Source organism: Luteibacter sp. RCC_6_2 (assembly GCF_041360655.1).
GTDB lineage: Bacteria > Pseudomonadota > Gammaproteobacteria > Xanthomonadales > Rhodanobacteraceae > Luteibacter.
The window spans coordinates 209,868-233,970 of record NZ_JBFUPQ010000001.1; the positions used below are offsets into that span (position 1 = coordinate 209,868).

General features: G+C 65.8%; 24 protein-coding genes. 8 read left to right on the forward strand and 16 right to left on the reverse strand.

All coding sequences use genetic code 11. The annotated features are described in order from the left end of the window. The first annotated feature begins 51 nt into the window (after window positions 1-51). Together AB6730_RS00885 and AB6730_RS00890 are read left to right on the forward strand one after the other, a co-directional pair. Window positions 52-651 carry an RNA polymerase sigma factor gene (locus tag AB6730_RS00885; protein ID WP_371021777.1) on the forward strand — a complete coding sequence of 200 codons (600 nt, stop codon included), beginning with the start codon at window positions 52-54 and terminating at the stop codon, window positions 649-651. After that, window positions 648-1,055 (forward strand): hypothetical protein, encoded by a 408-nt coding sequence (locus tag AB6730_RS00890; RefSeq protein ID WP_371021778.1) that lies wholly within the window; start codon window positions 648-650, stop codon window positions 1,053-1,055. Before AB6730_RS00885 ends, AB6730_RS00890 begins: the two co-directional genes overlap by 4 nt. Here AB6730_RS00890 and AB6730_RS00895 read toward each other — a convergent pair. Both AB6730_RS00895 and AB6730_RS00900 read right to left on the reverse strand, forming a co-directional pair. Continuing rightward, window positions 1,024-2,334 carry an epoxide hydrolase family protein gene (locus AB6730_RS00895; protein WP_371021779.1) on the reverse strand — a complete coding sequence of 437 codons (1,311 nt, stop codon included), beginning with the start codon at window positions 2,332-2,334 and terminating at the stop codon, window positions 1,024-1,026. The genes AB6730_RS00890 and AB6730_RS00895 overlap by 32 nt on opposite strands. A gap of 198 nt (window positions 2,335-2,532) precedes the next feature. Then, window positions 2,533-3,069, reverse strand: coding sequence for a YaeQ family protein (locus tag AB6730_RS00900; protein ID WP_371021780.1), 537 nt, complete (start codon window positions 3,067-3,069; stop codon window positions 2,533-2,535). Window positions 3,070-3,196: 127 nt separating this feature from the next. On the opposite strand from AB6730_RS00900, the gene AB6730_RS00905 reads away from it, so the two are divergent. The 3 genes from AB6730_RS00905 to AB6730_RS00915 all read left to right on the forward strand — a co-directional run bounded on the left by AB6730_RS00905 (window position 3,197) and on the right by AB6730_RS00915 (window position 8,785). Beyond that, the gene (locus AB6730_RS00905; RefSeq protein ID WP_371021781.1) at window positions 3,197-5,359 is read left to right on the forward strand and encodes a TonB-dependent siderophore receptor; all 2,163 of its coding nucleotides are present in this window, start codon (window positions 3,197-3,199) and stop codon (window positions 5,357-5,359) included. A gap of 50 nt (window positions 5,360-5,409) precedes the next feature. Continuing rightward, window positions 5,410-6,186, forward strand: coding sequence for a DUF1080 domain-containing protein (locus tag AB6730_RS00910; protein ID WP_371021782.1), 777 nt, complete (start codon window positions 5,410-5,412; stop codon window positions 6,184-6,186). A gap of 385 nt (window positions 6,187-6,571) precedes the next feature. Next, window positions 6,572-8,785 carry a TonB-dependent receptor gene (locus AB6730_RS00915; protein ID WP_371021783.1) on the forward strand — a complete coding sequence of 738 codons (2,214 nt, stop codon included), beginning with the start codon at window positions 6,572-6,574 and terminating at the stop codon, window positions 8,783-8,785. 4 nt (window positions 8,786-8,789) lie between these two features. Here the strand turns inward: AB6730_RS00915 and AB6730_RS00920 are convergent, their stop codons facing one another. From AB6730_RS00920 to AB6730_RS00955, 8 genes are all read right to left on the reverse strand, one after another. After that, window positions 8,790-10,550, reverse strand: coding sequence for a diguanylate cyclase (locus tag AB6730_RS00920; protein ID WP_371021784.1), 1,761 nt, complete (start codon window positions 10,548-10,550; stop codon window positions 8,790-8,792). 22 nt (window positions 10,551-10,572) lie between these two features. Continuing rightward, window positions 10,573-10,911 carry a hypothetical protein gene (locus AB6730_RS00925; RefSeq protein WP_371021785.1) on the reverse strand — a complete coding sequence of 113 codons (339 nt, stop codon included), beginning with the start codon at window positions 10,909-10,911 and terminating at the stop codon, window positions 10,573-10,575. Window positions 10,912-11,112: 201 nt separating this feature from the next. Further along, window positions 11,113-11,919 (reverse strand): SAM-dependent methyltransferase, encoded by an 807-nt coding sequence (locus tag AB6730_RS00930; RefSeq protein ID WP_371021786.1) that lies wholly within the window; start codon window positions 11,917-11,919, stop codon window positions 11,113-11,115. Between the two features lie 69 nt (window positions 11,920-11,988). Continuing rightward, the gene (locus tag AB6730_RS00935) at window positions 11,989-12,174 is read right to left on the reverse strand and encodes a hypothetical protein (protein ID WP_371021787.1); all 186 of its coding nucleotides are present in this window, start codon (window positions 12,172-12,174) and stop codon (window positions 11,989-11,991) included. Beyond that, on the reverse strand, window positions 12,171-13,286 hold the full coding sequence (locus AB6730_RS00940; RefSeq protein ID WP_371021788.1) for a PepSY-associated TM helix domain-containing protein: 1,116 nt from the start codon (window positions 13,284-13,286) through the stop codon (window positions 12,171-12,173). Before AB6730_RS00940 ends, AB6730_RS00935 begins: the two co-directional genes overlap by 4 nt. Continuing rightward, window positions 13,280-15,706, reverse strand: coding sequence for a TonB-dependent siderophore receptor (locus tag AB6730_RS00945; RefSeq protein WP_371021789.1), 2,427 nt, complete (start codon window positions 15,704-15,706; stop codon window positions 13,280-13,282). The genes AB6730_RS00940 and AB6730_RS00945 overlap by 7 nt, the downstream gene beginning before the upstream one ends. An 82-nt stretch (window positions 15,707-15,788) precedes the next feature. Beyond that, window positions 15,789-16,766: a FecR domain-containing protein gene (locus AB6730_RS00950; protein ID WP_371021790.1), complete on the reverse strand. Its 978-nt coding sequence runs from the start codon at window positions 16,764-16,766 to the stop codon at window positions 15,789-15,791. Between the two features lie 7 nt (window positions 16,767-16,773). After that, window positions 16,774-17,277, reverse strand: coding sequence for a sigma-70 family RNA polymerase sigma factor (locus tag AB6730_RS00955; RefSeq protein WP_371021791.1), 504 nt, complete (start codon window positions 17,275-17,277; stop codon window positions 16,774-16,776). A gap of 218 nt (window positions 17,278-17,495) precedes the next feature. Here AB6730_RS00955 and AB6730_RS00960 point away from each other — a divergent pair, with 218 nt between their 5' ends. Further along, window positions 17,496-17,882 (forward strand): hypothetical protein, encoded by a 387-nt coding sequence (locus tag AB6730_RS00960; protein ID WP_371021792.1) that lies wholly within the window; start codon window positions 17,496-17,498, stop codon window positions 17,880-17,882. Between the two features lie 156 nt (window positions 17,883-18,038). Here the strand turns inward: AB6730_RS00960 and AB6730_RS00965 are convergent, their stop codons facing one another. The 4 genes from AB6730_RS00965 to AB6730_RS00980 form a co-directional block, all read right to left on the reverse strand. Continuing rightward, entirely contained in the window at window positions 18,039-18,347 is a 309-nt protein-coding gene (locus AB6730_RS00965; RefSeq protein WP_371021793.1) for a DUF3247 family protein, read from the reverse strand. 15 nt (window positions 18,348-18,362) lie between these two features. After that, window positions 18,363-19,355 (reverse strand): chemotaxis protein CheB, encoded by a 993-nt coding sequence (locus AB6730_RS00970; RefSeq protein ID WP_371021794.1) that lies wholly within the window; start codon window positions 19,353-19,355, stop codon window positions 18,363-18,365. Between the two features lie 70 nt (window positions 19,356-19,425). Beyond that, window positions 19,426-19,932 (reverse strand): ferritin-like domain-containing protein, encoded by a 507-nt coding sequence (locus tag AB6730_RS00975; protein WP_371021795.1) that lies wholly within the window; start codon window positions 19,930-19,932, stop codon window positions 19,426-19,428. A gap of 89 nt (window positions 19,933-20,021) precedes the next feature. After that, entirely contained in the window at window positions 20,022-20,267 is a 246-nt protein-coding gene (locus AB6730_RS00980) for a hypothetical protein (RefSeq protein WP_371021796.1), read from the reverse strand. Between the two features lie 220 nt (window positions 20,268-20,487). Between AB6730_RS00980 and AB6730_RS00985 the strand changes: the two genes are divergently transcribed. Continuing rightward, on the forward strand, window positions 20,488-22,134 hold the full coding sequence (locus tag AB6730_RS00985; RefSeq protein ID WP_371021797.1) for an ABC1 kinase family protein: 1,647 nt from the start codon (window positions 20,488-20,490) through the stop codon (window positions 22,132-22,134). A gap of 13 nt (window positions 22,135-22,147) precedes the next feature. On the opposite strand, the gene AB6730_RS00990 is transcribed toward AB6730_RS00985, so the two are convergent. Next, entirely contained in the window at window positions 22,148-22,450 is a 303-nt protein-coding gene (locus AB6730_RS00990) for a hypothetical protein (RefSeq protein ID WP_371021798.1), read from the reverse strand. A gap of 10 nt (window positions 22,451-22,460) precedes the next feature. Beyond that, complete coding sequence (locus AB6730_RS00995; protein ID WP_371021799.1) at window positions 22,461-22,970, reverse strand: ferritin-like domain-containing protein; 510 nt, start codon at window positions 22,968-22,970, stop codon at window positions 22,461-22,463. A gap of 192 nt (window positions 22,971-23,162) precedes the next feature. Between AB6730_RS00995 and AB6730_RS01000 the strand changes: the two genes are divergently transcribed. Continuing rightward, window positions 23,163-24,053: a manganese catalase family protein gene (locus AB6730_RS01000; RefSeq protein WP_371021800.1), complete on the forward strand. Its 891-nt coding sequence runs from the start codon at window positions 23,163-23,165 to the stop codon at window positions 24,051-24,053. Window positions 24,054-24,103 lie beyond the last annotated feature (50 nt).

The following is a 24,103-nucleotide window of genomic DNA, read 5'->3' on the forward strand; positions in this document are numbered from 1 at the left end:
GCAGTAAATCGATTGCAACCGATGGCCTGCCCGACGTATCCCTATAAGGGAATGTCCATCCAGCCCCCTCCCCTCGCCGATGCGATCGCCACCGACCTGGCTCTGGTCCGCGCCGTCCTTTCGGGTGAGCCCGGGGCGTTCGAACGGCTGGTGCGCGAGTACCAGAACCTGTGCTGGCACGTGGTGGACCGCATGGTCAGGCATCCGGACGACACCCGGGAGCTCTGCCAGGACGTTTTCCTCCGCATACACCAGTCGATCCACCAGTACCGTGGCGAGAGCGCCCTGAAGTCATGGATCGCGCAGGTGGCGTACTCGGTGGCCAAGCGGCACCTCGAGCGCAAGCGTATTCCCCTGGTCGAGGCGGCGAGCGACCAGGAGGGAAACTCCCTGGCGGAACGGGTGGGCGATGGGTTCGACCTGGAAGCCGCCGTGGCCGATGAGGAAATGGGTGCGCGACTGCACGCCGCCATCGAATCGCTGCCGCCGGTGCAACGGACGCTGCTGACGCTTTACCATCTGGAAGAAATGCCGATCGGTGAGATCGCCCGGGTGACCGGCATGGCCGAGGGCACCATCAAGAGCCATCTTTTCCGCAGCCGCCGGATGCTGCGGGAGATACTGGAATCGCGCATGGGAATACGAGCATGAATGACGAACGAGAGTGGGAAGCCCAGGAGCGCGGCATGCGTGCGGCGCGCGAACAGGCGTCTGCCGACCTCGATCCGCTCGCGCTGGAGTACCGCAAGGTGGCCCGCGCCGTGGTATCCCATCCCGTCGGCGCTCCGCCAGGCGACTTCGTCGCCCGAGCCGCGGCTCACGTCGCCCGCCACGAAGGTGGCATCGAGCGACCGCTTTCGCGCGTGCTCCTGGCCGTTTTCGCCGTCGCGCTGGTGGCCTCGGCCGTGATCTACGGCGCACGTTATTGGCAGATGGTCCAGCAGCCCGAAGAGCCTGCGTCGGGCTGGGTGCTGGCGGGACTCGCCTGCGTGGTGCTGTCCTGGGTGTCCCGCCAGCTGGCCGTTATCGCGCGCCGTCCTGGCGGACGGTCTTGAACGACGCCCTCAGTTCCTGAACGAACATCGCCGGTTGCTCCCAGGCGGCGAAATGCCCGCCCTTCGGCAACCGGTTGTAGTGAATGAGCTTTGGAAACGCCTTCTCGGCCCAACTCTTCGGCGCCGCGTAGATCTCGTCGGGGAAGACGCTTACCGCCACCGGGATCGTCAGGTGCTTCGGCTCGAAGAAGGCGAGCTTGTTTTCCCAGTACAGGCGAGCCGAGGACACGGCCGTGTTCGTGACCCAGTAGAGCGTCACGTTGTCGAGGATGTCGTCACGCGAAAGGCCTTCGGTCTGCCCGTCGAACACGCGGGTTATCAACTCGTAGCTGCGCGCGTCGTGATCGAGCATCCACGCGGCGAGGCCCACCGGGGAATCCTCGATCGCATACAGGGTTTGCGGGCGATTCGTCATCTCCTGGGCGTAGCCGAGGCCGTGCTTGTAGAAGAAGTCGAGTTGCTCGTACGCGTTCTTTTCATCGGCGGACAGGCCGGCCGGCGGCGGTCCGCCCGCGGAAAGCGCCTTGGCGATGTCGTCCGGCACGGTGGCCGGCATGTTGGTATGGATGGCCAGCAGTTCGGGTGGCGCCTGCACCGCCATCTGTTCGGACACCGCATCGCCCCAGTCGCCGCCCTGGGCGACGAAGTGCTTGTAGCCGAGCCGTTTCATCAGCACGGTCCACGCCCGCGCGATGTGCTGGGGGTCCCAACCGGTGGTCGACGGCTGTCCGGAAAAACCGTAGCCCGGTAACGAAGGAATCACCACGTCGAAGGCATCCGACGCGCTGCCGCCATGCGCGGTGGGATTGGTCAGCGGATCGATGATCTTCAGCTGCTCGATGATCGAGCCAGGCCAGCCGTGGGTGATGATGACCGGCAAGGCGTTCTTGTTCTTCGAACGGACATGGATGAAGTGGATGTCCACGCCGTCGATGGTGGTGACGAATTGCGGCAGGGCATTCAGTCTCGCCTCCACCTTGCGCCAGTCGTAATCGGACTGCCAGTACGCTGCCAGCTTCTGCATGGTGGCCAGTTGCACGCCTTGCGTCGCGTCCGTCACCGTTTCTTTCTTGGGCCACTTCGTCGCGGCGATTCGCCGGCGCAGGTCCGCGAGGGTTTCATCGGGGATGTGCACTTTCGGGAAGGGCCGGATCGAGGCGCTTTCCTCGGGCGGCGCGGCGGCGTGCGCCGCGGAAGGAAGGACGATGCTTGCCGCGCCGAGAATGACTGACGCGGTGAGGAAATGCCAACGACCGAATGAAGCGAACTCTGACGACATGACAACACTCCTCCGACGGTTCCGCGCGATGGCGGGAACGCAATGGGAATGGACAGGTTCCGTGGTTCGAGATCCGCTGGTCCGTGAGCGGCGGTAGCCGGCGCTCGCGAGCTTATCAAGCGCCTCTGGACGAAGCACTACATCTAAAGGTATTAGCGGGTTATACGCGATGCGCGACGGTCGAGGTAGCGCCCGGCCTCAAGCCAGCGTGGTCAGTTCCACCGGCACGACAGTGTCGCCGCCGATGACCTGGGCCTGGCCGTCCTGCACCATGAACTGGATCTGCATCGATCGCTGCGTCAACGCGGCCAGCGCTTCCACGGTGGACGGTGCGACGTCGATCACCGAGACGTTCTTCGTGCGTGCGACGGCGGCGGACGTCTTCTTCCACCAGACCTCGGCGCTGCGACCGCTATAGGTGTAGACGATCACGCGCTTCGAACGGCCCGCGGCGCGACGGATGCGCTGCTCGTCCGGCTGGCCGATCTCGATCCACAAGTCGACCTCGCCGGTCAGCTCCTTGCGCCACAGGTCAGGCTCGTCGTCCGAACTGAGCCCCTTGCCGAAGACCAGGGCGTCATCCGCGTTCAACGCGAACGCGAGTACCCGGACCATCATCCGCTCGTCGGTTTCGGACGGATGCTGGGCGATGGTCAACGCATGTGCCTGGTAGTAATGCCGGTCCATGTCGCTGACCTGCAGGTCGGCCTTGAAGACCGTGGATTTGAGTGCCATGGGTTGAGGCCTGTAGGAATTATGTAGAATACCACCGCGATACGACCAGCCAGCCCCTAGCGAGCCAGTCGACTGAACCACGCGGGCCCCATCGGTGCCCTTCGTCCAACGCCTAGGGGCTGCCATCATGTTCCCGACCCACTCCCATCGGCCGCGGCCGACCTTGCTCGCCGTTTGCCTGTCCGCGGCGCTACCTCTCGGCGCATTCGCGCAATCGGCGACCAACACCCCGGATGCCGCGACCACGCTCGATGCCGTCGCCGTCAAGGGCCAGCGCGCGCCCACCTATGCCGCCGAACAGAGTTCCGCCGCCACGCGCCTGTCGCTGACGCCGCAGGACACGCCGCAATCGATCAGCATCGTCACCGAGCAACGCATCGAGGACCAGAACCTCACCAACGTGCGCGAAGTGCTGGACAACACCACGGGTGTCTCGTCGAGCGCCTATGACACCGAACGCGTGGTGTTCTATGCGCGTGGCTTCCAGATCGAAAACATGGCCTACGACGGCGTGCCCATCGCCGCCGGCCTCAACTCCAGCTCCGCCGACGGCAGCCTGGATACCGCGATCTATGAGCGTGTCGAGGTGGTACGCGGTGCCACCGGCCTCATGAGCGGCGCGGGCAGTCCGTCGGCCATGATCAACTTCGTCCGCAAGCGTGCCGACAGCCGCACGCTCCAGGCGGACGCTTCCCTCAGCTATGGGTCGTGGAATACGCGCCGGGGCACGTTCGACATTTCATCGCCCCTGAACGCTTCAGGCAGCGTGCGTGGACGCGTGGTGGCCGCCTACGAGGACGGCGATTCGTACCTCGATCGCTACAGCACCAAGAAGAGCGTGTTCTATGGCGTGGTCGACGCCGACCTGGGCACCGATACCGTGCTCAGCCTCGGCTACGACTACCAACGCACCACGCCGAAAGGTGTCACCTGGGGCTCGTATCCCGTTTTCGACGACACCGGCGGATTCATCGAATGGCCGCGCGGTTTCACCAGCGCGGCCGACTGGACCTACTGGGACAACACGACCCGGACCGCCTTCGCCGACCTCAAGCACAGCTTCGACAACGGCTGGCAATTACGTGTCATGGCGAGCCGCCGCGAAACCGATGGCGACGATGCGCTGTTCTACGTCTACGGGTTTCCCAACCGCGAAACCGGTGAAGGCATCGCGCCCTTCGCCTACCGGGGCACCGATGCCGGCCGGCAGAACCTGCTCGACGTCTACGCGTCCGGACCGTTCCAGGCATGGGGCCGGGAGCACGAACTGGTGGTCGGCGCCAGCGGGTCGCACTACACGCAGGATTCGTGGGAACGCGAACATGGCGATCTGCCGGGCGTCGGCAACTTCCTGCAGTGGAACGGCAGCTATCCCTATCCCGGCTTCGCCGTCGACAAGACGCCGTACAGCGCCACGCATACCGACCAGGGTGGCATCTACGCGGCGACGCGCCTGTCGCTGGCCGATCCGTTGAAACTGATCCTTGGCGCCCGCTACAGCCGCTGGAAGAACGACACCAACGACAGCACCAGCGGCGAGTATCACCACGAACATACGAAGACGGTGCCGTATGCCGGTCTGATCTACGACATCGACGGCACCTATTCGGCGTTCGCGAGTTACACGCAGATCTTCGACCCGCAAGGCAACCGCCGCGCCGACGGCAGTTTCCTCGATCCCGTGCTCGGCAGCAGCCGCGAGGTCGGCATCAAGGGACGTCATTTCGGCGGTGCGCTGAACACCTCGCTGACCTTGTTCGAGACCCGCCAGGACAACGTGGCGGAAGCAGCGGTGGGCGAGTACCTGCCCGATGGGCGAACGCAGGCATACAACGCGGTGAACGGGACGAAGTCGCGCGGCTATGAACTCGAAGTCTCGGGCGATATGTCGGAGTCCTGGAACGGAACCTTCGGCTGGTCGCACTTCAACGTGAAAGCACCGCGGAACGGCGGCGCGCTGCGCACGGCCCTGCCGCGGACCCTGATCCGCCTGTTCACCACCTATCGCCTGCCCGGCGCATGGAATCGCCTGACGATCGGCGGCGGCGCCAATTGGCAATCAGCCAGCCACGCCCAGGTCGACGGCCCGAACGGTCCGCAACGGCTCGACCAGTCCTCGGTGATGCTGCTCGGCGCGATGGCCCGCTACGCCATCGGCACGCAGGCGTCGGTGCAGGTCAACGCGGACAACCTGCTGAACCGGAAGTACTTCGTGCTCGATGAATTCAGCAACCTCTACTACGCCCCGCCGAGCAGTTTCACGGTGAGCTTCAACTACAGGTTCTTCTGAAGTTGCGTCATCATCGACGGCTGACTCCCTATCCGCCTGGAGGAACACCCGTGAAATGGCATAGCGCGACTGTCCCGCTTCTCTTCGTGCTGGCGGCGGCCCTGCCCCCGTCCACGTGGGCACAGACCGATCCCAAGGCGACCGAGCAGTGGGAGCCCGTACCCAGGGTGGTGACGCCCGGGCATGTCGACGGCGCGCCACCTTCCGACGCCATCGTGCTGTTCGATGGCCGCGACCTGAGCCAATGGGAATCGTCGAAGGACCATTCGGCGGCTCGCTGGAAGGTGCACGACGGCGTGGTGACGGTCGACAAGGCATCCGGAAACATCCAGACCCGGCGGCGATTCAGGAACTACCAGCTGCACCTGGAGTGGCGGGTACCCAAGGACATCACCGGCGAAGGCCAGGAGCGCGGCAACAGCGGCGTGTTCCTCGCTTCGACGGGGCCCGGCGACGAGGGCTACGAAATCCAGATCATGGATTCGTGGAAGAACGCGACCTATGTCAACGGACAGGCGGCCAGCATTTACAAGCAGGCCGCTCCCCTGGTCAATGCGATGCGGCCACCGGGCGAGTGGCAGACCTATGACGTGATCTGGACGGCGCCCGTCTTTGGTGCGGACGGTGCCGTCGAATCCCCCGCGTACGTGACGCTGTTCCATAACGGCGTGCTGGTGCAGGACCACACGCGGCTCACCGGCGAAACCGTCCACGTCGGCAAACCCAAGTACACGCCATACGCCGAGGGGGCGATCAAGCTACAGGCGCACGGCGACCGTTCGCCTCCCTTGAGCTTCCGCAACATCTGGGTTCGCCCGCTGGATTGAATAAAGCCCCTACCCTCGGGTGGGAAGCGGGCTCGCCCGCGACGCCTCGATCTTCTGCTCGGGTGGGAAGCGGGCTCGCCCGCGACGCCTCGATCTTCTTGGTGGCCGAAGGAGGCCTTGCCTTGATTGGGCGAAGCTTGTCACCGCTCGCTCGTCCCAGGGGTGACGGATCGCGGGCCAGCCCGCTTCCCACCAGGTTTCTACCCGGTTCCCACCCCGGTTCCCACCTGCTTCCTACCCGGCTCCTACCCGGCTCCGAGTGAGGAGTTCACATGGAACGGCCTGCGACATCGCGCTGCTATGCAGCACGTCGAGAGTGCGCGATACTTGCGACTGGTTCGCATTTACATTCGCATTCACGCACCCGATGTCCGCTGGGAGTTCCATGTCCGCCGTCCCGTTCCGCCGCCACGTCCTCACCCTTTCCGTCTCGGCCGCCCTCGCCGGCCTCCTTCTGCTGGCCCCTCCGGCCCATGCGGCGGACGACACCGATGCGCAACAGAAGGCGCGTGACAACAGCACCACCTTGTCCGGTGTGCAGGTGGAGGCCAACGTCGCCGCGCCCACCGCGGCATACGCCGGCGGACAGGTCGCCCGCGGTGGACGTTTCGGTGTGCTGGGCAACCAGGACTCGATGAACGTGCCCTTCGCGATCACCAGCTACACCGACACGCTGATCCGCAACCAGCAGGCGCGAACACTCGGCGACGTGGTCTCCAACGATCCCGCCGTGCGTACCGGCTTCGGCTACGGCAATTTCTCGCAGACCTTCACGATCCGTGGCTTCCAGGTCTATAGCGACGACATCGCGTTCGATGGACTCTACGGCCTCCTGCCCCGCCAGCTGCTCGCGCCGGAGCTGGTCAGCCGTGTCGAAGTGTTCAAGGGGGCCAGCGCCTTCCTCAACGGCATCAGCCCCTCTGGCTCCGGCGTCGGTGGCGGCATCAACATCGCACCCAAGCGCGCGGAAGCGCAGCCGATCACCCGCGTCGGACTGGATTGGGGCAGCGACAGCCAGGTGGGCGGAAGCGTGGACATCGGCCGCCGCTTCGGTGCCGGCGATGCGTTCGGCGTGCGCGTGAATGCCGTCCATCGTGACGGCAACACCGCCATCGACGGCGAGCAGCGCCGCGTCACGGCCGCTTCGGTCGCCTTCGACTATCAGGGCGAAAAGCTGCGTGTCACCACCGACATCGGCTACCAGAAACAGGTCATCACCGGTGGCCGCGCGGTGGTCTATGCCAGCGGCCTCGATCGCGTGCCGCGTGCGCCGTCCGCAAGGACCAACTATGCCCAGCCCTGGTCCAACTCCTCGCTGGAAGACACCTTCGGCGTGGTCCGCGTCGAATACGATTTCACCCCGTGGCTCACCGGGTATGTGGCGGCAGGTGCGCACCATGGCAACGAGTTCGGCGACTACGTCAGCCCCACGCTCGTGGATACCGCCGGCAACGCGACCGAATCGCGCTTCACCGTGCCCTATATCGCGGATACCGCCACGGGCGAAGCCGGCTTCAACGCGCACTTCGACACCGGCGAGATCACCCACCGGGTGAACGTCGGCTTCTCGGCCCTGAGCTTCCGCAAGAAGGCCGCCTATGCCGGATCGCTCGACCCGATCCATACCAATATCTACTCGCCCAGTTATGCGCCGGTGCCCGACTTCGCCTATGACGTCGGCCCGATCAGCGATCCCGGCATCACCGGCCGCACGCAGCTGCGCAGCCTCGCCGTATCCGACACGCTCGGCTTCATGGACGACCGCCTCCAGGTGACGCTCGGCGCCCGCCGCCAGAAACTGCACACCATCGGTTACGCCTATGCGGTCGGCGGTGTCGATGGCGCGAAGAACTCCGAATACGAGCAGTACACGACCACGCCCATCGCCGGCGTGAACTTCCGCCTTGCCGACCAGTGGTCGATCTACGCCAACCACATCGAGGCGCTGACCCAAGGCGACCAGGCACCGGAGACCTTCAACAACCGTCCGGTCACCAACGCCGGCCAGGTCTTCGCCCCCTACAAGTCGAAGCAGAACGAGATCGGCGTGAAATGGGACGCGGGCACGATCGGCAGCAGCCTCGGCCTGTTCCAGATCAAGCAGCCCAGCGCTTACGTCAACGGCGCCAACACCTTCGTGGTGGATGGCGAGCAGCGTAACCGTGGCATCGAGTGGAGCTTCTTCGGCCAGCCCGTCGATGGCGTGCGCGTGCTGGGCGGTGCCAACTACATCAAGCCCGAACTGGTGAAGACCCAGGGCGGCCTGAACGATGGTAACGACGGCATCGGCGTGCCGCGTTTCCAGGCCAACGCGGGCGTGGAATGGGATATTCCGAACACGCCCGATGTCACCCTCAGCGCCCGCGCCGTGCGCACCGGCAAGCAGTACCTGGACACCGCCAACACGCTGGAAGTACCGGCCTGGACCACCTACGACATCGGCGCCCGCACCACGACGCACCTCGAGGGCGTGCCGGTGACCTTCCGCCTCACGGTGCAGAACGTGACCAACAAGGGCTATTGGGCCTCCGCCAACGGCGGCTACCTGACCCAGGGCGCGCCGCGCACGTTCTACGTCTCCGCGTCGTTCGACCTCTGATCGCCTAGGATTCGGCGAGACTGCCGGACGCATCCGCCATCACGCGGTTGCGTCCGGCACGCTTCGCCTTGTAGAGGGCCATGTCCGCTTCACGGCACAGCCGTTGCAGGTCGTAGCCGCACGTCACGGTGGCGGCCAGGCCGGCGCTCGTCGAGAACGACACGACACAGCCTTCCTCGGTGACCGGCGACGCTTCGATCGCCATGCGGATGCGATCGGCGATGATCATGCCCCGCTCCTTGGGACAGCCGACGAGCAACATGCCGAATTCCTCGCCACCCAGGCGGCCGAACACGTCGCCGGGACGCAATTGCTGGCCGCAGATGGCGACCGCGTGCTTGAGCACGAGGTCGCCCATGGCATGGCCATGCGTATCGTTGATCTGCTTGAAATGGTCCAGGTCGATGAAGACCAGGCAGGCATCGCCCGTGCGCCTCTCCAGCAAGCGCAGGATACGCTCGGCCTCGCTCATGAAATGCTGGCGGTTGAAAATCCCAGTGAGACCATCGTGCCAAGACAGCTTCTTGAAGCGGAGCTGCGAACGCATGGTCCGCAACAGCCAGAACACCACGGACGCAAGGAAGAGGAGTAGCAGGACGATGTACAGCCGACTGGTCTCGACCGCCTTGGTCTCCAGGGCTTTCTGCAGGCGAAGGACGCTGTTCTGCCGGGCGAGCCGCTCCGTCTCGAGCTTCTGCGTGAGCAGATGTTGCTTGCTCAGTTCGAACGCGAGGTCCCTCGCCGTGATGTCGTCCAGATAGCCTTTGTCCTGGGCGACATAGCGTTCGTAATACGACAGCGCCGTCGCGGCGTGGCCTTGCCTTTTTTCGATCCGGTAAAGCACGCCATAGGCATCCCGTATCCACTCGCTCATCTCGGCGTCGTCACTCATCGCCAGGGCGGCGAGCGCCGCCTTCCTGGCATCGTCCACGTTGCCGAGCTTCTCGTTCGCCCTGGCCCGTTGCACCTGCGAGGAAAGCAGGTGCGCGTAATAATCGCTGGTGCGGATGCTCGGTCCGATCCGTTCCAGGAGGGCCAGGGTCTTGCGTGGCTGACCTTCCTCGATGAAGCGGTCGCCGAGGACGAGCCACATGGTATTGGCCAGGATCGGTTGCCCGGCGGCGACGCAGGCATCGATGGCCTTCGTCAATTCAGGACTGGACGAGGTCAGCCGTCCGGTGTTGTTCAGCGCCGCGGCCCGCAGGGAGAACGGATAACACAGGGTTTCACCAGGAAGCACGGCGTTTTCCATCATGCCGGCATACTGGATGGCGAGGTCGGTCTGGCCGGCAAGGTTGAACATCTGCGACAGGTTCATCAGCAGCATCGAGCGAGCCAACGGATCGTCGATTCGCGGCAGGTCGTCCACCAGGCGATTGGCCAGCGCGAAAGCCTCGTCGTACCGTCGATTGGCACCGAGGTTGCTCAGCAACAATGCCGATGCCTTGGCGGCGAGCGTGACGTCGCCGGAATGGTCGATGATGTCACGCAGCTGGGCCTCGGACTGCGTGTAGTCGCCCTCGAACATGGTTTCCCATGCATCGAGATAACGCAGATGCCATTGCTGCGGCTTGCTCAGCGAAGGACCTTCAGGGCGTATCTGTCGCAGCCTCTCGACGAATCGCGGGTGGTCCTTCGTGCGCAGGGCTTCCGTCTGTTCGAGGAACGCGGCCGGATCGGTGATGGATGCCGCGGCGAACCCCGGCGACACCAGCACGCACCAGGCCAGCGCGACGCCTGTCGCGCGTGACCGGAGGCGGCTCATCGCCCGGGACATGCCCACATCGCTACGGCTGCGGACCCGGTTCGTCGCGGGCAACCGCCGGGAGACAGGGAGCCTCGTCGTCGCGCCCTTCGCCTTCGCATTCGCCGTCCTCGTCGCCGTCATCGTCGTCGTCATCCGGCTCATCGTCCTCGTGGCCGGGAAACTGCGAGATGTGCGTCGTGTGCATGAGAATCGAGCCGAATTCCTCGGACAACCACGAACGATCGCCCGAGACCACGGTCTTCGTGAGGGCCTCACTCGCCTGGACCTGTCGCAGGAGGTTGGCCAGGTCCTCCGCCGATATGTGGCGCAGCGACGCGTCGCGGCCGATGGCCTCCAGCAAATCGATCGTATCCGGCATGGTCTTCTCCCTGCTCCCTGCGAGCGCTTTCATACTATGACGGCCATTCCCGGCAGTTCTTTAGATTCTTCCCAAGGAGAGGGCTTCGCAAGCACCCATCGCCGACAAAGTCGGCTCCCACAAAAGCGTCGAGGCAACAGGCCACCAACGCTCTTCATAACAAACACCCTCACGAGCCCGGCGGCGCGAATAATCGTGTCTTTACCGCCCGGCCGAGGCGTCAAGGGCGGCCAGCCGCTCCCGGATGGCGAGGTTCGCCTTCAAGGCGACAGCTGGCGGAAGGACCACCGTTTCCTCGGGCGCCAGAGGAACATGCGGCAGGTCGCGCAGGAGGATGTGGCGGATGCCCGGCTTCTGGATGGGGAGCGTCGCTGCGCGATAGACGATGATCTCGTGGTCCAGCGGATAGTCGTGGCCCAACACGTCCACCAGTACCTGCCGGTAAGCCCCGTCCGTGTGGAGCCGTGCCAGCGACCTGTCGCCGACGACGCCGACCTGCCATAGCACCAGGTAGGCCGTGGGATCGACGCGGCGCTCGTAGAACAGCAACTGGCTGGCCTCGAAGTGTTGGCAGCCGAAGCGGCCCGGGTCGATGCCGAGGTCCGCATACAGGCAGTCCTCCGCGGAGATGCCGGGTTCCATGTGCGCCTCGAAACCTTCCGCCCGGGCGACCTCGACCGCCTTGTGCGGCGACCAGGCGAAGATGCCCGGATGACCGTAGAAGACGCCGCAGACACGCTTGCCGGCTCGTACCTCGGTCATCATCAGGTCGACCCACTGGCGGTAGGTCGTCATGCGCGACTTGCCTTCCGCGTAGTACGGCTGGAGGCTGCGCACATCGCCATGCATGCGCCGAAGCCATGCTTCCACGATCCCGTCGGACAGGGCCGCGAACACCACGTCCGCCTGCTCGATGTGGCTACGGGCCAGCGGCGTCAGGTGGGAACCCAGGGTCATGCCCATGCCGACGCATGCGAGTCTTCCGCGTCGCGGATCGTCATTCTTCATCGCTGTTTCCCCTGATGACGGGTGACCCCGAACGGATGGCCGGCACTTTGAGGCCATCCGCTTGCGCGATCAAGGACGCGATGCATACAGCTTCCATGCGATGACGGCGAGAGGCGTTCCCAGTGCCATCCAGGATGCGGTCCGCGACAGGTCGCCATTCCCGAGCAGGGCCATGAACAACCCCGCCAGCGTCAGGACCGCGAGTATCGCGGGCCATCCCCACGTTTGCCAGTTCGAAGGCAGTCGACGCCTCATGCCACGACTCCATCACCGCGAGGACGCTTGCGCCGTTCGCGCCAGAGGTACAGGCCCGTCACCAGCACGGCGATCGTGAGCAGGTCGAAGGCCGCCCACAGCAGCTTGAGTGGCAGGCCGCCGTAGTCGCCGAAGTGCAAGGGTCGCGACAGTTCCAGGGCGCGCAGGTACCACGGCAGCCCGCGTGCGTCGGTCACGCCGCCACTTTCCGCGTCGACCAGCACCGGCGTCAGCAGTCGCGAGGTGAGTGGCGTTTCGCCCTGCATCCAGATCATGTAGTGGTGCGGACTGCCGTAGGCGGAATATGGAAAAGCCACGCTCTCCTGGCTCGTGCCAGGTACCGCGCGCCGCGCGGCTGCCACCGCCGTGTCGAGCGATACCAGCGGCACGAGCATGGGCTTGTCATGCCAGGGAGCCAGCATCTCCGCCAGGCGGCCCGTGCGCCAATAGGCGAACAAGGGATCGGCCAAGGTATTCACCACGCCGGTCACACCGACCACGAGGGTCCACGCGAGAAGCACGATACCGAGCAGGTTGTGCAGGTCGAGCCACTTCGCGCGTTTTGACCGGTTCCGGCGGATCTCGCCGAACCCCGCTTTCTGGGTGAATGGACCATAGATCAGCACGCCGGACACGATGGAGACCACGAACGACACACCCATGACGCACAACAGCAGCATGCCGGGCAGCCCCGCGAACAACTCGCGGTGGAAGGTCAGCAACCATTGCGTGACCCGAGCGCGCTGACGGGGCTCGTCCAGCACGGCCGCCGTTCGGGCATCGATGGACAGCGCGTGGTAGCCGCCCAACGCCGACCGTGGCTCCTTCGCCATGTACACCATCACCGTGTGCGGCCCGCCCTGCTTCCACGACATCGCCTGGATGTACTGGCCCGGGTAGCGCGCCTGTGCGGAAGCGACGATCTTCGCCAGCGGCGCATCGGGCGTGCCATCCGGTTGGCGTGACGCGGGGACCGAGGGTGCGGCCCAGGCGTCGATTTCCTCGTGGAACACCAATGGCAAGCCGGTGATGCAAAGGACCAGCAGGAATAGCGTGCAGGCGAGACTGGTCCAGCTGTGCACCCGCGTCCACGAACGAAAGTTCCTCACCATGCGTATGCCACCGTCGCCATCACGTTGCGGCGAAGCCCCCAGCGGCAGCCGATGGCCGCGCAGTACGACACGTAGCGCTTGTCCAGCAGGTTCGCGGCATTCACCGCGAGACGCCAGCCGTCGAGATCGGGATTCAAGCGCCCGAGGTCGTAACGCAGCATGGCGTCGACGGTGGTGTACGAGGGCATGGTCACCGTGTTCGCCGTGGTGGCGTATGCCTTGCCGGTCCAGCGCACGCCGCCACCGAAGCCGAGTCCGGCCAGCGAGCCGTCGCGAACGGTGTAATCGAGCCATGCGGAGGCCTGGTGCGCGGGCACGTCGGCCTGGCGGTTACCCTGGATGGCGGTCGTGGCGCGGGTGATCTCGTTGTCGAGGTAGCCATAGGACGCGCGCAGGTTTAGGCCCTGCGCCAGGCTCGCCGTGCCCGACAACTCGATGCCACGCGAGCGGACCTCGCCGGTCTGGATGTTGAAGTTGACGTTGGCCGGGTCCGCCGTGGAAACGTTCTGCTGGGTGAGTTCGTACGCCGCCAGCGCGATGTAAGCGTCCACGTCGCGCGGCTGGTACTTGATGCCGATTTCCTTCTGCCGTCCCGTCGTCGGCACGAAGGCCTGGCCGTGGGCGTCCGTGCCGAGCGTCGGCTGGAACGAGGTGGAGACGCTGGCATAGGGAGCCAGCCCGTTGTCGAACAGGTAGGTGACGCCGGCCCGCCACGTGGTCGCGTGATCCGTCTGCCGGGTCCAGGTGTTGGCCACGTGGTTGTCGTTGTCGCTGCGCGAGGCGTCCCGGCGCGCGCTCAGCATCACCGACCAACGGCCCACACGCATCTGGTCCTGCGCATAGACGCCGAGCTGGCTCTGCCCCTGGCTCGCGTCCTGGAACCGCGGCGGCACGACGATCGCCTGGCGGTAATCCGGATGCAGGATATCCAGCGTGGGTGCGCCACCATAGCGGGTGAAGTTGTCCCAGAGGATTCGCTGCACGTCCGCACCGAGCAACACCGTATGTGTGACCGGACCGGTGTCGAAGCGCGCTTCCGCCTGGTTGTCGAGGTTGAGCGTGCGCAGGCGTTCGTCCGACATATAGGTCTGCCGGTTGAGCGTGCGCAGGTCGGCTCGCAGGTTGAGTCCCTGCACGGAATCGTAATTCGTGGTGTTGCGCGCCACGCGGAAGTTCTGGCGGAAACGCCAGGTCTCGTCGATCACATGCTCGAACTCGTAGCCGAGCTGGTACTGCGTGCGCTTGAACGACTCGAAGCCGGTGTCGCCGGTATAGAAATCGCGCGGGATGCGGCCGTTGGGATTGGGTAGCAGGGTCCCCTGGTAAGGCAGGATCGACCACACGCCGCCATCCGGGTCGTGCAGGTAGCTGGCGAGGATCGTGAGCCGGGTCCGGTCGTCCGGTTTCCAGGTGAGCGCGGGCGCGATCGCCACGCGCCGCTCCTTCGTATGCTTCGCATCCAGGTCGGTGTCCCTGACGACGCCGGTAAGCCGGTACGTCCACTGGCCGCCGCCACCGAGCGGTCCGCCGAAGTCGACATTGGCCTGGCGCCGGGACGACGTGCCGAACTGCAACTGCACTTCGTGCAGCGGCGTGTCCGTCGGCCGCTTGCTGACCACGTCGATGATGCCGCCCGGCGACGCCTGGCCGTACAGGACGGATGCGGGCCCTTCCAGCACCACCGCGCGTTCCATGAGGTACGGTTCCACCTTCGGCACCGCCCAGGTACCGGCGAGCAGTTTCAGGCCGTCCAGGTATTGGTCGAGGGCGAAGCCGCGGGCGCTGATGCTGTCCAGGCGATCGTCGTTGTCGTCGCTGATGGTCACGCCGGGCGCGTAGCGCAACACGGCGCGCAAGGTCTGGGCTTGTTGCGCTTCGATCTGTTCACGGCTGATGACGGAAATCGTCTGTGGCAGTTCGATCAGCGGAATGTCGGTCTTCGCGCCCGTCGACGTGCGGTGAGCGACGTAGCTGCCCGCGCTCGCCACGACACGCGTCTCGTCCAGCATGACGGAGCGTCGCGTACCGGTGACGTCGGCCGGTGGTTTCGGCACGTCCGCGGAAACGATGTCGGCGCGACGCAGGACATAACCGCCATCCGGCTGTGCCGCCGCTTCCAACCCCGTCCCGCGCAGCAGCGCCTGCAGCGCCTTGTCCCTGTCCATCGTGCCTTCGACGCCGGTACTGCGCAGGTTGCGTGTCAGGTCACTCGTGTACGACAACAGCACGCCCGCCTGGCGGCCGAACCGGTTCAAGGCCTGGTCGAGCGGGCCCGCGGGCACGGACCAGCGTGGCGTGGCGGCGGCTTCCTGTGCCCGTACGCCCACGGCGGGCACGAGGGAGGCGATGACCGCCCCCAGGCAAAGGGAAGCGACCGCGCGGGCGAGCGGCGACGGCCGTGGTGTGGAACGGTGTGTCATGGGGATTCCGGAGAACATCGAAGACGATTGCCTTCTATGTCACGCGAGAATCGAAAACGGACCACTCCAGGCGGACGGTCGCTCAGGCGCCACGGGGAACGACGCGCACCCAGTAACGGGTGCGGTAATGGATGGCCACCGGCAGGCTCTTTTCGAGGATGGCCAGGATGCGGTCGGTATCGGCCAGGGGATACGTGCCGGACACCAGCACGCCGGCCACGGCCGGGTCGCAGGCGACATGGCCGGGCCGGTAGCGGGCCAGTTCCGCCACGAAGTCGTCCAGCGGCATGTCGCGCACCACGAGCATGCCGTCCAACCAGGCGGTATCGTTCTCGTCGGCGGGAACGGGCGGCGAGACGGCCGAAACGGTGAAGCGTGTTCGCTCACCGGCAAGGACGATCCGCGGATGGACCGCCTCGCGCGTGCTGACTTCCACCGATCCGGAATAGACCGCGACACGCGTGGCGTCATCGTCGAGGCGGACGCTGAACCGCGTGCCCAAGGGGCGCAGTCGGCCGTGCTCCGTCTCGATCCCGAAGGGACGTGCGTCGCCGGGCGGATGTCCGGTGGTCACCATGATCTCGCCGCGCAGCAGGCGCAGCAGGCGGCGTCCGTTATCGAAGCGCACGTCGATGGCGCTGTCGGTGTTGAGCACCACCTGCGTCGCGTCGGGAAGCACGACGATGCGTCGTTCGCCCGGCCCGGTGCGCTCGTCCGCGGTCCACGCCTGCCATGGCACGCGGCGCCCGGCGATCCACCCCGCGCCGCCGACGGCGGCAAGAAGGCCGAGCGTCTTCAGCGCACGGCGGCGCCCGGGCGAATCCGGCGCGGAGAGAACCGCGTGTGCCAGTGGCGCGGGGACGGTGTGCAGGCGGCCATTCGTGGCCTCGATCCGATGCCACGCACGCAGGTGGTCGGGATGCGCATGCAGCCAGCGTTCCCACGCCTGGCGGGTGGCATCGCCCGCTCCTTCCGACTGCAGCTCGACCATCCATTCGACCGCCTGCCGGGCGATGGCCGGCGCGATGCGCGTCGTCGGTTCGGAGGCGGAGGAAGACACGATGGCGTCAGTCTTCGGGGAAATAACACTGCTGGCCCGCGCGCACGATGTAGCGCTTGACCGTGGTGACGGAGACGCGCAGTTCGGCGGCGATGGCGGCATGACCCAGGCCGTCGAGCTGGCTGAGCAGGAAGACACGGCGGACCGGGCGCGGCAGGCCGTCCAGGCGCCGGGCGATCTCCAGCAGCGTCTCGAGCACCATCGCCTGCATTTCCGGTGAAGGCACGGAGGCTTCCGGCAACGCACTCAGCGTTTCCAACCATGCCCGCTCCACATCCTGACGCCGGTAGTGGTTGGCCAGTACCCGCTGCGCGATCGTGGTGAGGAACGCGCGTGGCTCGCGGACGACGATCGCCTCGGGTTTCGAGAGAATCCTGACGAAGGTGTCCTGGGCCAGGTCGTCGGCGTGCGGGCCGCCGCCCAACCGACGGCGCATCCATCCGAGCAGCCACCCGTGGTGGTCGCTGTAGAGGTCGTCGACGGTGCGATGGATGCTCTGGACCGAAGCCATGATGAAAATAATGCGAATGGTTCGCATTAGCGCATATCGTCGCGAACGAGGCAAGACTCGCGATGGCGTTCAGCAAGATGAGCGGTAAGCCCGTCTCCATAGGCGAATCGTCTGCAAAGCGAAGTGCACGCTGAACAGGTGACCCTCGTCGAGGGCGCATCCACAAGGGGGTTCCCAACGTGCGCCACTTCCTGTCTCCCTCGCCGGAGTCCTTCCCTTTGAGCGGCTGCCACCCGCTCGCCGTGGTCATCGAGCCGATGGCCGACCTCGCAGGGGTGGTCCGGGACGTGCTTACCGACATGGGCTACGAGACCGTGATCGCAGCTACCCATATCGGTGCCGCGCGCTTGTCGGAGAGCCGGTGCCCCCAGTTGCTCCTGGCCTGCGTACCCGCGCACGCGCAGGATGCCGTCGGCGCCTATCTCGCGGATTGCCGGGACGTGCTCGGCATGCTCCCCACGGTATTGATGTTGTCGGATGCGCAGGCCGACCTGACCGGCGCGCCGGTCTCGGCGGCACGGTTGTTGAAACCGTTCACGAGTGGTGAATTGATGCTCGCGGTCGACCAGGCACTCGTGCTGGCGGAACACAACGCGGCCAACTGACGCGTTCAGAGACGTGAGGCCGCCCTACAGACGACCTGGACAAGGACTTGCCCCACCTCATCTTCCACGACCACGAAGCTGCGCCGCGCAAGCTCGAACCACGCGCCGCGCAGGAAGTGCGCTCCGGCAACGACGACATACGGCACTGAGCGAAATTCACGCTTTCGAGGAACCCATGGTGACGGAATCCAGGTGCTCGACGCGCAGGATGTCGCCCAGCCAGACCAGCCCGCTCCACGCGGGTTGCCGCGGGTCCACGAGCTTCACGGTGCCATTGATGCCTTCCTGGTCGTCCGCGGTCTTGAACACCTGGATCGTCGGCGTGACCGCCACGATGCCTTCCACCGGCTCGCCCACCACGACATGCAGGCGTACACGCGCATTGACCGCGAGCTCGTCGACGATGCGCTCGATGCGCTGGATATCGCCTGGTTCCGTGAACACGGTTCGTGCGATGCGTCCCATGGTTTCCTCCTCTCTTCAACGTTCCGGATCGGGTTCCGCCAGCGTCCCGGCGGCTCGCCTGGTCAGTTCCTGGGCAATGACCGCCAGGTGTTCCGCTTCCCTGGCGTTGTCGGCGTACATCGCCGCGCGCTCTCCGTCGCCCAAGCCGCGGGCATCCTCGGCAAGCAGGTGCAGGAGCATCGCCTTCTCGGTCAGGGCACGGTACGACGACCACAGTGCTTCGTCCGTGGACTGTCCCTGCGCGTGGGCCAGCGTCTCCAGGGTGAAGCGGTGTCCCACGTAGCAGCGGAACTCCTGCAGGCCGCCATCCTCCCTGCGCAGCAAGGAGCCCTTGCACGAGGGACAGACGAAGGGAGTGCGGTCGGTCGAATGAGGATCGACATCCGGTCGCGGGGGAAGCTTGGCCATGGCATGCCCCCTCCCGGAGGCCAATGCCGGAAGGCCCTGCTCGGCCGCCCAACGGGAAAGAAAAACCGGGATATCCGCAAGGGGCAGCCGGTGATCGACCCTGCCATGGCGCAACGCACCGAGCGGCATGGCGGGTGCCACCGCTTCGTCGGGGTCCTGGATGATCGCCGTGCCGCCGGCGCGTTTCACGTAATGCACGCCCGCCGTGCCGTCGTTGAGGTCGCCGGTAAGCACCACCGCGATCACTCTCGCGCCCGCATGCTCGGCGGCGCTGCGGAACAAGGGATCGAGGGCGGGACGGGTGTGGTGCTCCTTCGGTCCGCGATCCAGCACGATGGTCGAGTCCTCGACGAGCATGTGGTAGTCCGGCGGGGCGACGTAGATCCGCCCCGCCTCGATGGGTTCACCATCGAAGGCGTGCGCCACCGGCAACACCGCGTGATGCGAAAGGATGTCGGGCAGAATGCTGGCATGGGCGTCCACGTGGAGCACGACCAGCACCGCCGCGCCGAATGCCGCGGGAAGACCGGCGCAGACCGATCTCAGCGCCTCGACCCCTCCTGTCGACGCACCCATCACAACCAGCGGAGGCAAAGCCACGCGATTCTCCGGCAATCCCCGCGGCCTCTCTTCGGAGCACCGCGGGGCGTGAGGTCTTTCTTTCGGAAGATCAGGCGGCTTTCGATTTCTCGGCGGCGCGTTGGTTGCCCGCCTGCTCGGCCAACATCGTCAGCTTCTCGTCGGTCGCCTTCTCTTCCTTGAGCGTGGCCTGCAGCAAGGGCAAGGCATCTTGGTAGCCGAGTTGCTTCGCGATCGCCGAAAGCGTGCCGTACGAGGCGATCTCGTAATGCTCGACCTTCTGCGCGCCACCGATGAGCGCCGCGTCGCGCAACGCACCGGCTTCGACTTCCTCGATCACTTCCTTGCCTTCTTCGACGAGGCCTTCCATCGCCGCGCACTTGATGCGTTTGAGCCGGATGCCGAGGGCCTCGACGATCTGGTCGATGCGTTCCACCTGTCCCTGGGTTTCCTCCAGGTGGGTCTCGAATGCTTTTTTCAATTCCGGCGCCGTGGCGGCACGCGCGAGGCGCGGCAGTGCCTTGGTCAATTGCTTCTCGGCGCTGTAGATGTCCGAGAGCTCATGAATGAAGAGGTCTTCGATCGTTTTTACCGCCATGGTGGTCTCCGCGCTGGTTGGAAAGCACTCATGCTAGGGAGGGACTTGTCATGCGATCAGATGCATCGCGTGAATGCCTCGCACACGTGCTACGCCTCCACGCCGCCGGGAACGAACGCATCGACGGTTTCCCATACGCCGTTGTCGCCTTCGACTTTCAGGCGAACGCGGCGGCCGGTCCGGCGACCGAGACTGTCGGCCAGCCGCAGGGCATGCCGGAAACATTCGTCCTGCGTGGCGAACGTGCCCATGCGGTGGGTGTCGTGGAAGACTTCCCAGGGAAAGGCGTTGTTTCGCTGGGCAAGGGGGAGGTAAAGCATGACGGGGGTATGCATGTCGTTGTCCATGCTCCCTTGCATTCAAACCCCGTGCCAACCTCCGGACATCGGTGAAAACGCGAAAGCACGGGCCCGAGGCGGGCGAATCGCCACCTTGGACGGCAAGAGTTTCCCGCGGCGGGTAGTAACTCTTACACGCGGGCGTCCACCCTGGCATCACCGGCGACGCGGAAGATGGGCCTCCACGGCGCGGCATCGCGTCCTCGTGGAGACTCCCATGCTGGCATCGACCCGGCGGTATCGGCAGATCGCTTCCTTCGTCCTGAAATACCGGCGCGCCGGCGTGCTCCGTTCGCCGACGGACCCGATGGCGACGGCACCCGAACGCGACGCGGCCTCCCCGGAGCAGTTCGCGCGGGACATCGAATCGTTGGGGCCGGCGTTCATCAAGCTGGCCCAGGCGCTCTCGACGCGGCCCGACCTCGTCGCCCCGCCCTACCTCGTGGCCCTGCAACGGATGCAGGATGCCGTCGTCGAGGTGCCCAAGCACTCGATCGCTGCCCTGATCGAACAGGAACTGGGCGCACCGGTGTCGACGCTCTACGCGGACTTCGACGAAAACCCCCTCGCCGCCGGCTCACTCGCCCAGGTCCATGCCGCGCACCTTCTGGACGGCAGCCGCGTGGCGGTCAAGGTGCAGCGTCCCGGCATCGAAGCGGACGTGGCGTCGGACCTCGATCTGCTGGCCAGGGTGGCGCGGCTGGCCGAGGGCTATACCGATGCCGGGCGCAGGCTCGGCATCGAAGACTGGGTCGCCGCCCTCCGCGACGCGCTGGCGGAGGAACTGGACTTTCTCGCCGAGGCCGACAACCTCGACGCGCTCGGCCGCGTCTTCGCGCTTTATCCATCACTGACGGTGCCGAAGCCACACCGCGGCCTCAGCACCCGTCGCGTGCTCACCATGGACCTGATCAGCGGGCGCAAGGTCGCGCCCGGCATGGCGGGTGCCGACCAGGGCCGCGTGCTCGGGGAAGCGCTGATGCGTGCCTACCTCGACCAGGTGTTCGCACAGGGCCGCGTCCACGCCGACCCGCATCCGGGCAACGTGCTGATCGCCGACGACGGACGTCTCGCGGTGATCGACGCGGGCATGATCACCTATCTGTCGCGGACCGCTCGCGTCACCTTGCTGCGCATCATGCTGCACGCGATCAACAGCGACGGCGACATCGTCGCCGACTTGTGCGAATCGATGGGAAGGCGCCTGCCCGACTACGACCGGCAACGTTACCGTCGCGCCGTGCGAAGCCTGGTCGGCCGCTATGCGGCGCGCGGCGACGACCGGGCGTTCGCCGAAGGCTCGTTGCTCCTGGACCTCACCTCGCGCGGCGCCGAGTGCGGCCTGCAACCGCCGCCGGAACTGAGCGTGCTGGGCAAGACGCTGATCAACCTCGAAGCCACCCTGTGCGCGCTCGATCCTTCGCTGCCCACGCGGCGGATCGTGGAAGACCAACTGGAGTCGTTGCTGATGAAGCAGGTCAGCGACCACGCCTCCAAGACCGGCGTCGCCGCCCTGGCCCTCGACGTATATGCGCTGAGCCATGGCGTGCCCTCGAAGCTGTCCCGCTTCGTCGACACGCTCGCGGACAACGACCTGCGTATCCGCGTCGACGGGCTCGAGGAATCGCACCTGATCGAGAACCTGCAGAAGATCGCCAACCGCATAAGCATCGGCCTGATCTCGTCCGCGCTGATCGTGGGTGCCGCGCTGCTTACGCGCAACGGCGCGGACGACCTGCCGACCTGGGCGGCGATCCTGTTCGGCCTGGCCGCCCTGCTCGGCCTCGCGCTGATCGTGAATGCATGGCGGGTCGATCGCGTGGCGACGCGCAAGGGCACGATCCGGCGCGCGGGTCACAGCTAGGGAAGCGTGGGCATCAATGCCGGGGCGGGTCCTTCTTCGGAAGGCCTGCGTCGTTATCGGTTCCCTGGCCCTCGGGCGGTGACACCTTCGGCGCGCCATATTCGTCCCGCTTGCGTGGGTCGGGCGCTCGCTTGGTATTCATGCCGTCGTTCCAGTGCTGGTCCTGCTCCTTCTTCAGCGAGCGCTCCGTCTCGTGCACCGTCTGCGGCGCGGAGTTGGCGGTCTGCTTCTTCGTCTCCACGGGACGATCCTGCGCCGGCGCCTGGAAAGCCAGGGCCATGACGAGCAGGATCGTGCCGTTCAGTGCGATACGCATCGCCCTGCCCTCAGCGCTTGGCTTCGACATCGGGGGTGGCGTCGCGCACCAGGAATTCCTCGGTCAGTTCGGGCAGGTGGTCGAGCACCCATTTCGCCATGGCTTGTTCCTGCGGCAGGATCTGCTCGCACGTGCGCTGGGTTTCGATGTCGCCCACCGTCTTGGCCGCCGCGATCAACGCCGTGTAGGTGGCGATCTCCAGGTTCTCGAACACGTAGCTCGCAATCGCGCCCTTCACGATCTCGTCCGAATTGGCCATGCCGCCCGCCGCCTGACCGAAAGCCATCACCTTGCCCATCAGGTCCTTCATGCCCGAGGTACTGCCGCCGAGCCGTTCGATGCACGCCTTCAACAGGGCCTGCTGGCCAAGGGTCTCCTCCAGGTGCTGCTCGATGCGTTGTTTCACCGCGGGGTAGTGCTCGATCCGGCTAGCCTGTGCCCTGAGCATCTGCTCCGCTTGCTGCTCCATGGCGTGGGCGTCGCGAAGCCAGTCGAGCAGGTTCTCTTTCAGTTCGGCCATGAGGGTGCTCCTTGTCGAAGGGAGCCCATCGTCGCGGACCATCGGTGGACGCCAGAGCGATGAAGCGTGATGTCGCCATGACGAATCGGCCCGCCGGTTCAGCAGCGTGGAATCGCCCTCACGCGTGCTGACCTCGTGCTGCACCTCGCATTGGAAAAGATGGCGGTTCCGCCAGCCAGGAGCGAAGCCAGCATGTTCAACCACAACAAGCGTCTCCAGTACACCGTGCGCGTGAGCGAGTCCAACCCGGGGCTCGCCAACCTCATGCTCGAACAATTCGGCGGGCCGCAAGGGGAGCTCGCCGCCGCCATGCGTTATTTCACCCAGGCGCTTGCCGAGGAAGATCCGGGCCGCAAGGACATGCTGCTCGACATCGCCACCGAGGAGCTCAGCCACCTCGAGGTGATCGGCTCGATCGTGGCCATGCTCAATCGCGGCGCCAAGGGCCTGCTCGCGGAAACGGTGGACCAGCAGGCGGAGATGTTCCGCGCGCTGCAAGGGGCCGGTAACGACAGCCACGTCACCCAGGTACTGTATGGCGGCGGCCCTGCCCTGGTGAATTCGGCGGGCGTGCCATGGACCGCCGCTTACGTCGACTCGATCGGCGAGCCCACGGCCGACCTGCGCTCCAACATCGCCGCCGAGGCCCGCGCGAAGATCGTCTACGAGCGGCTCATCAACGTCACCGACGATCCCGGCGTGCGTGATGCGCTCACCTTCCTGATGACCCGGGAGATCTCGCACCAGAAGTCGTTCGAGAAAGCCCTGTATTCGATGGACAAGAGCTTCCCGCCGGGCAAGCTGCCGGGCGATCCGCGTTTCAGCGACACCTATGTGAACACCTCACGCGGCGAGGGCGACCGCACCGGCCCCTGGTGCGAAGGCAAGGCGTTCAGCGAAGTCATCACGCCTACCGAGGACAGCCTGCCGGTGGACGGTGGCGACGGCCACGCCGACGTGGAACTGACGGCGGAAGAACGCACCGCCGTGGATGCGTTCGCCTCCCGTGGAAAATCCGACCCGACACGCGACCCGGTCACCGGTGCCGACCTCGGCACCCTTGGGCAGGACTCCAACCGGTAACGCGCCGGGCGGGTATCGCCCGGGTCGTGTGGTTTCCACATGACTCGGGC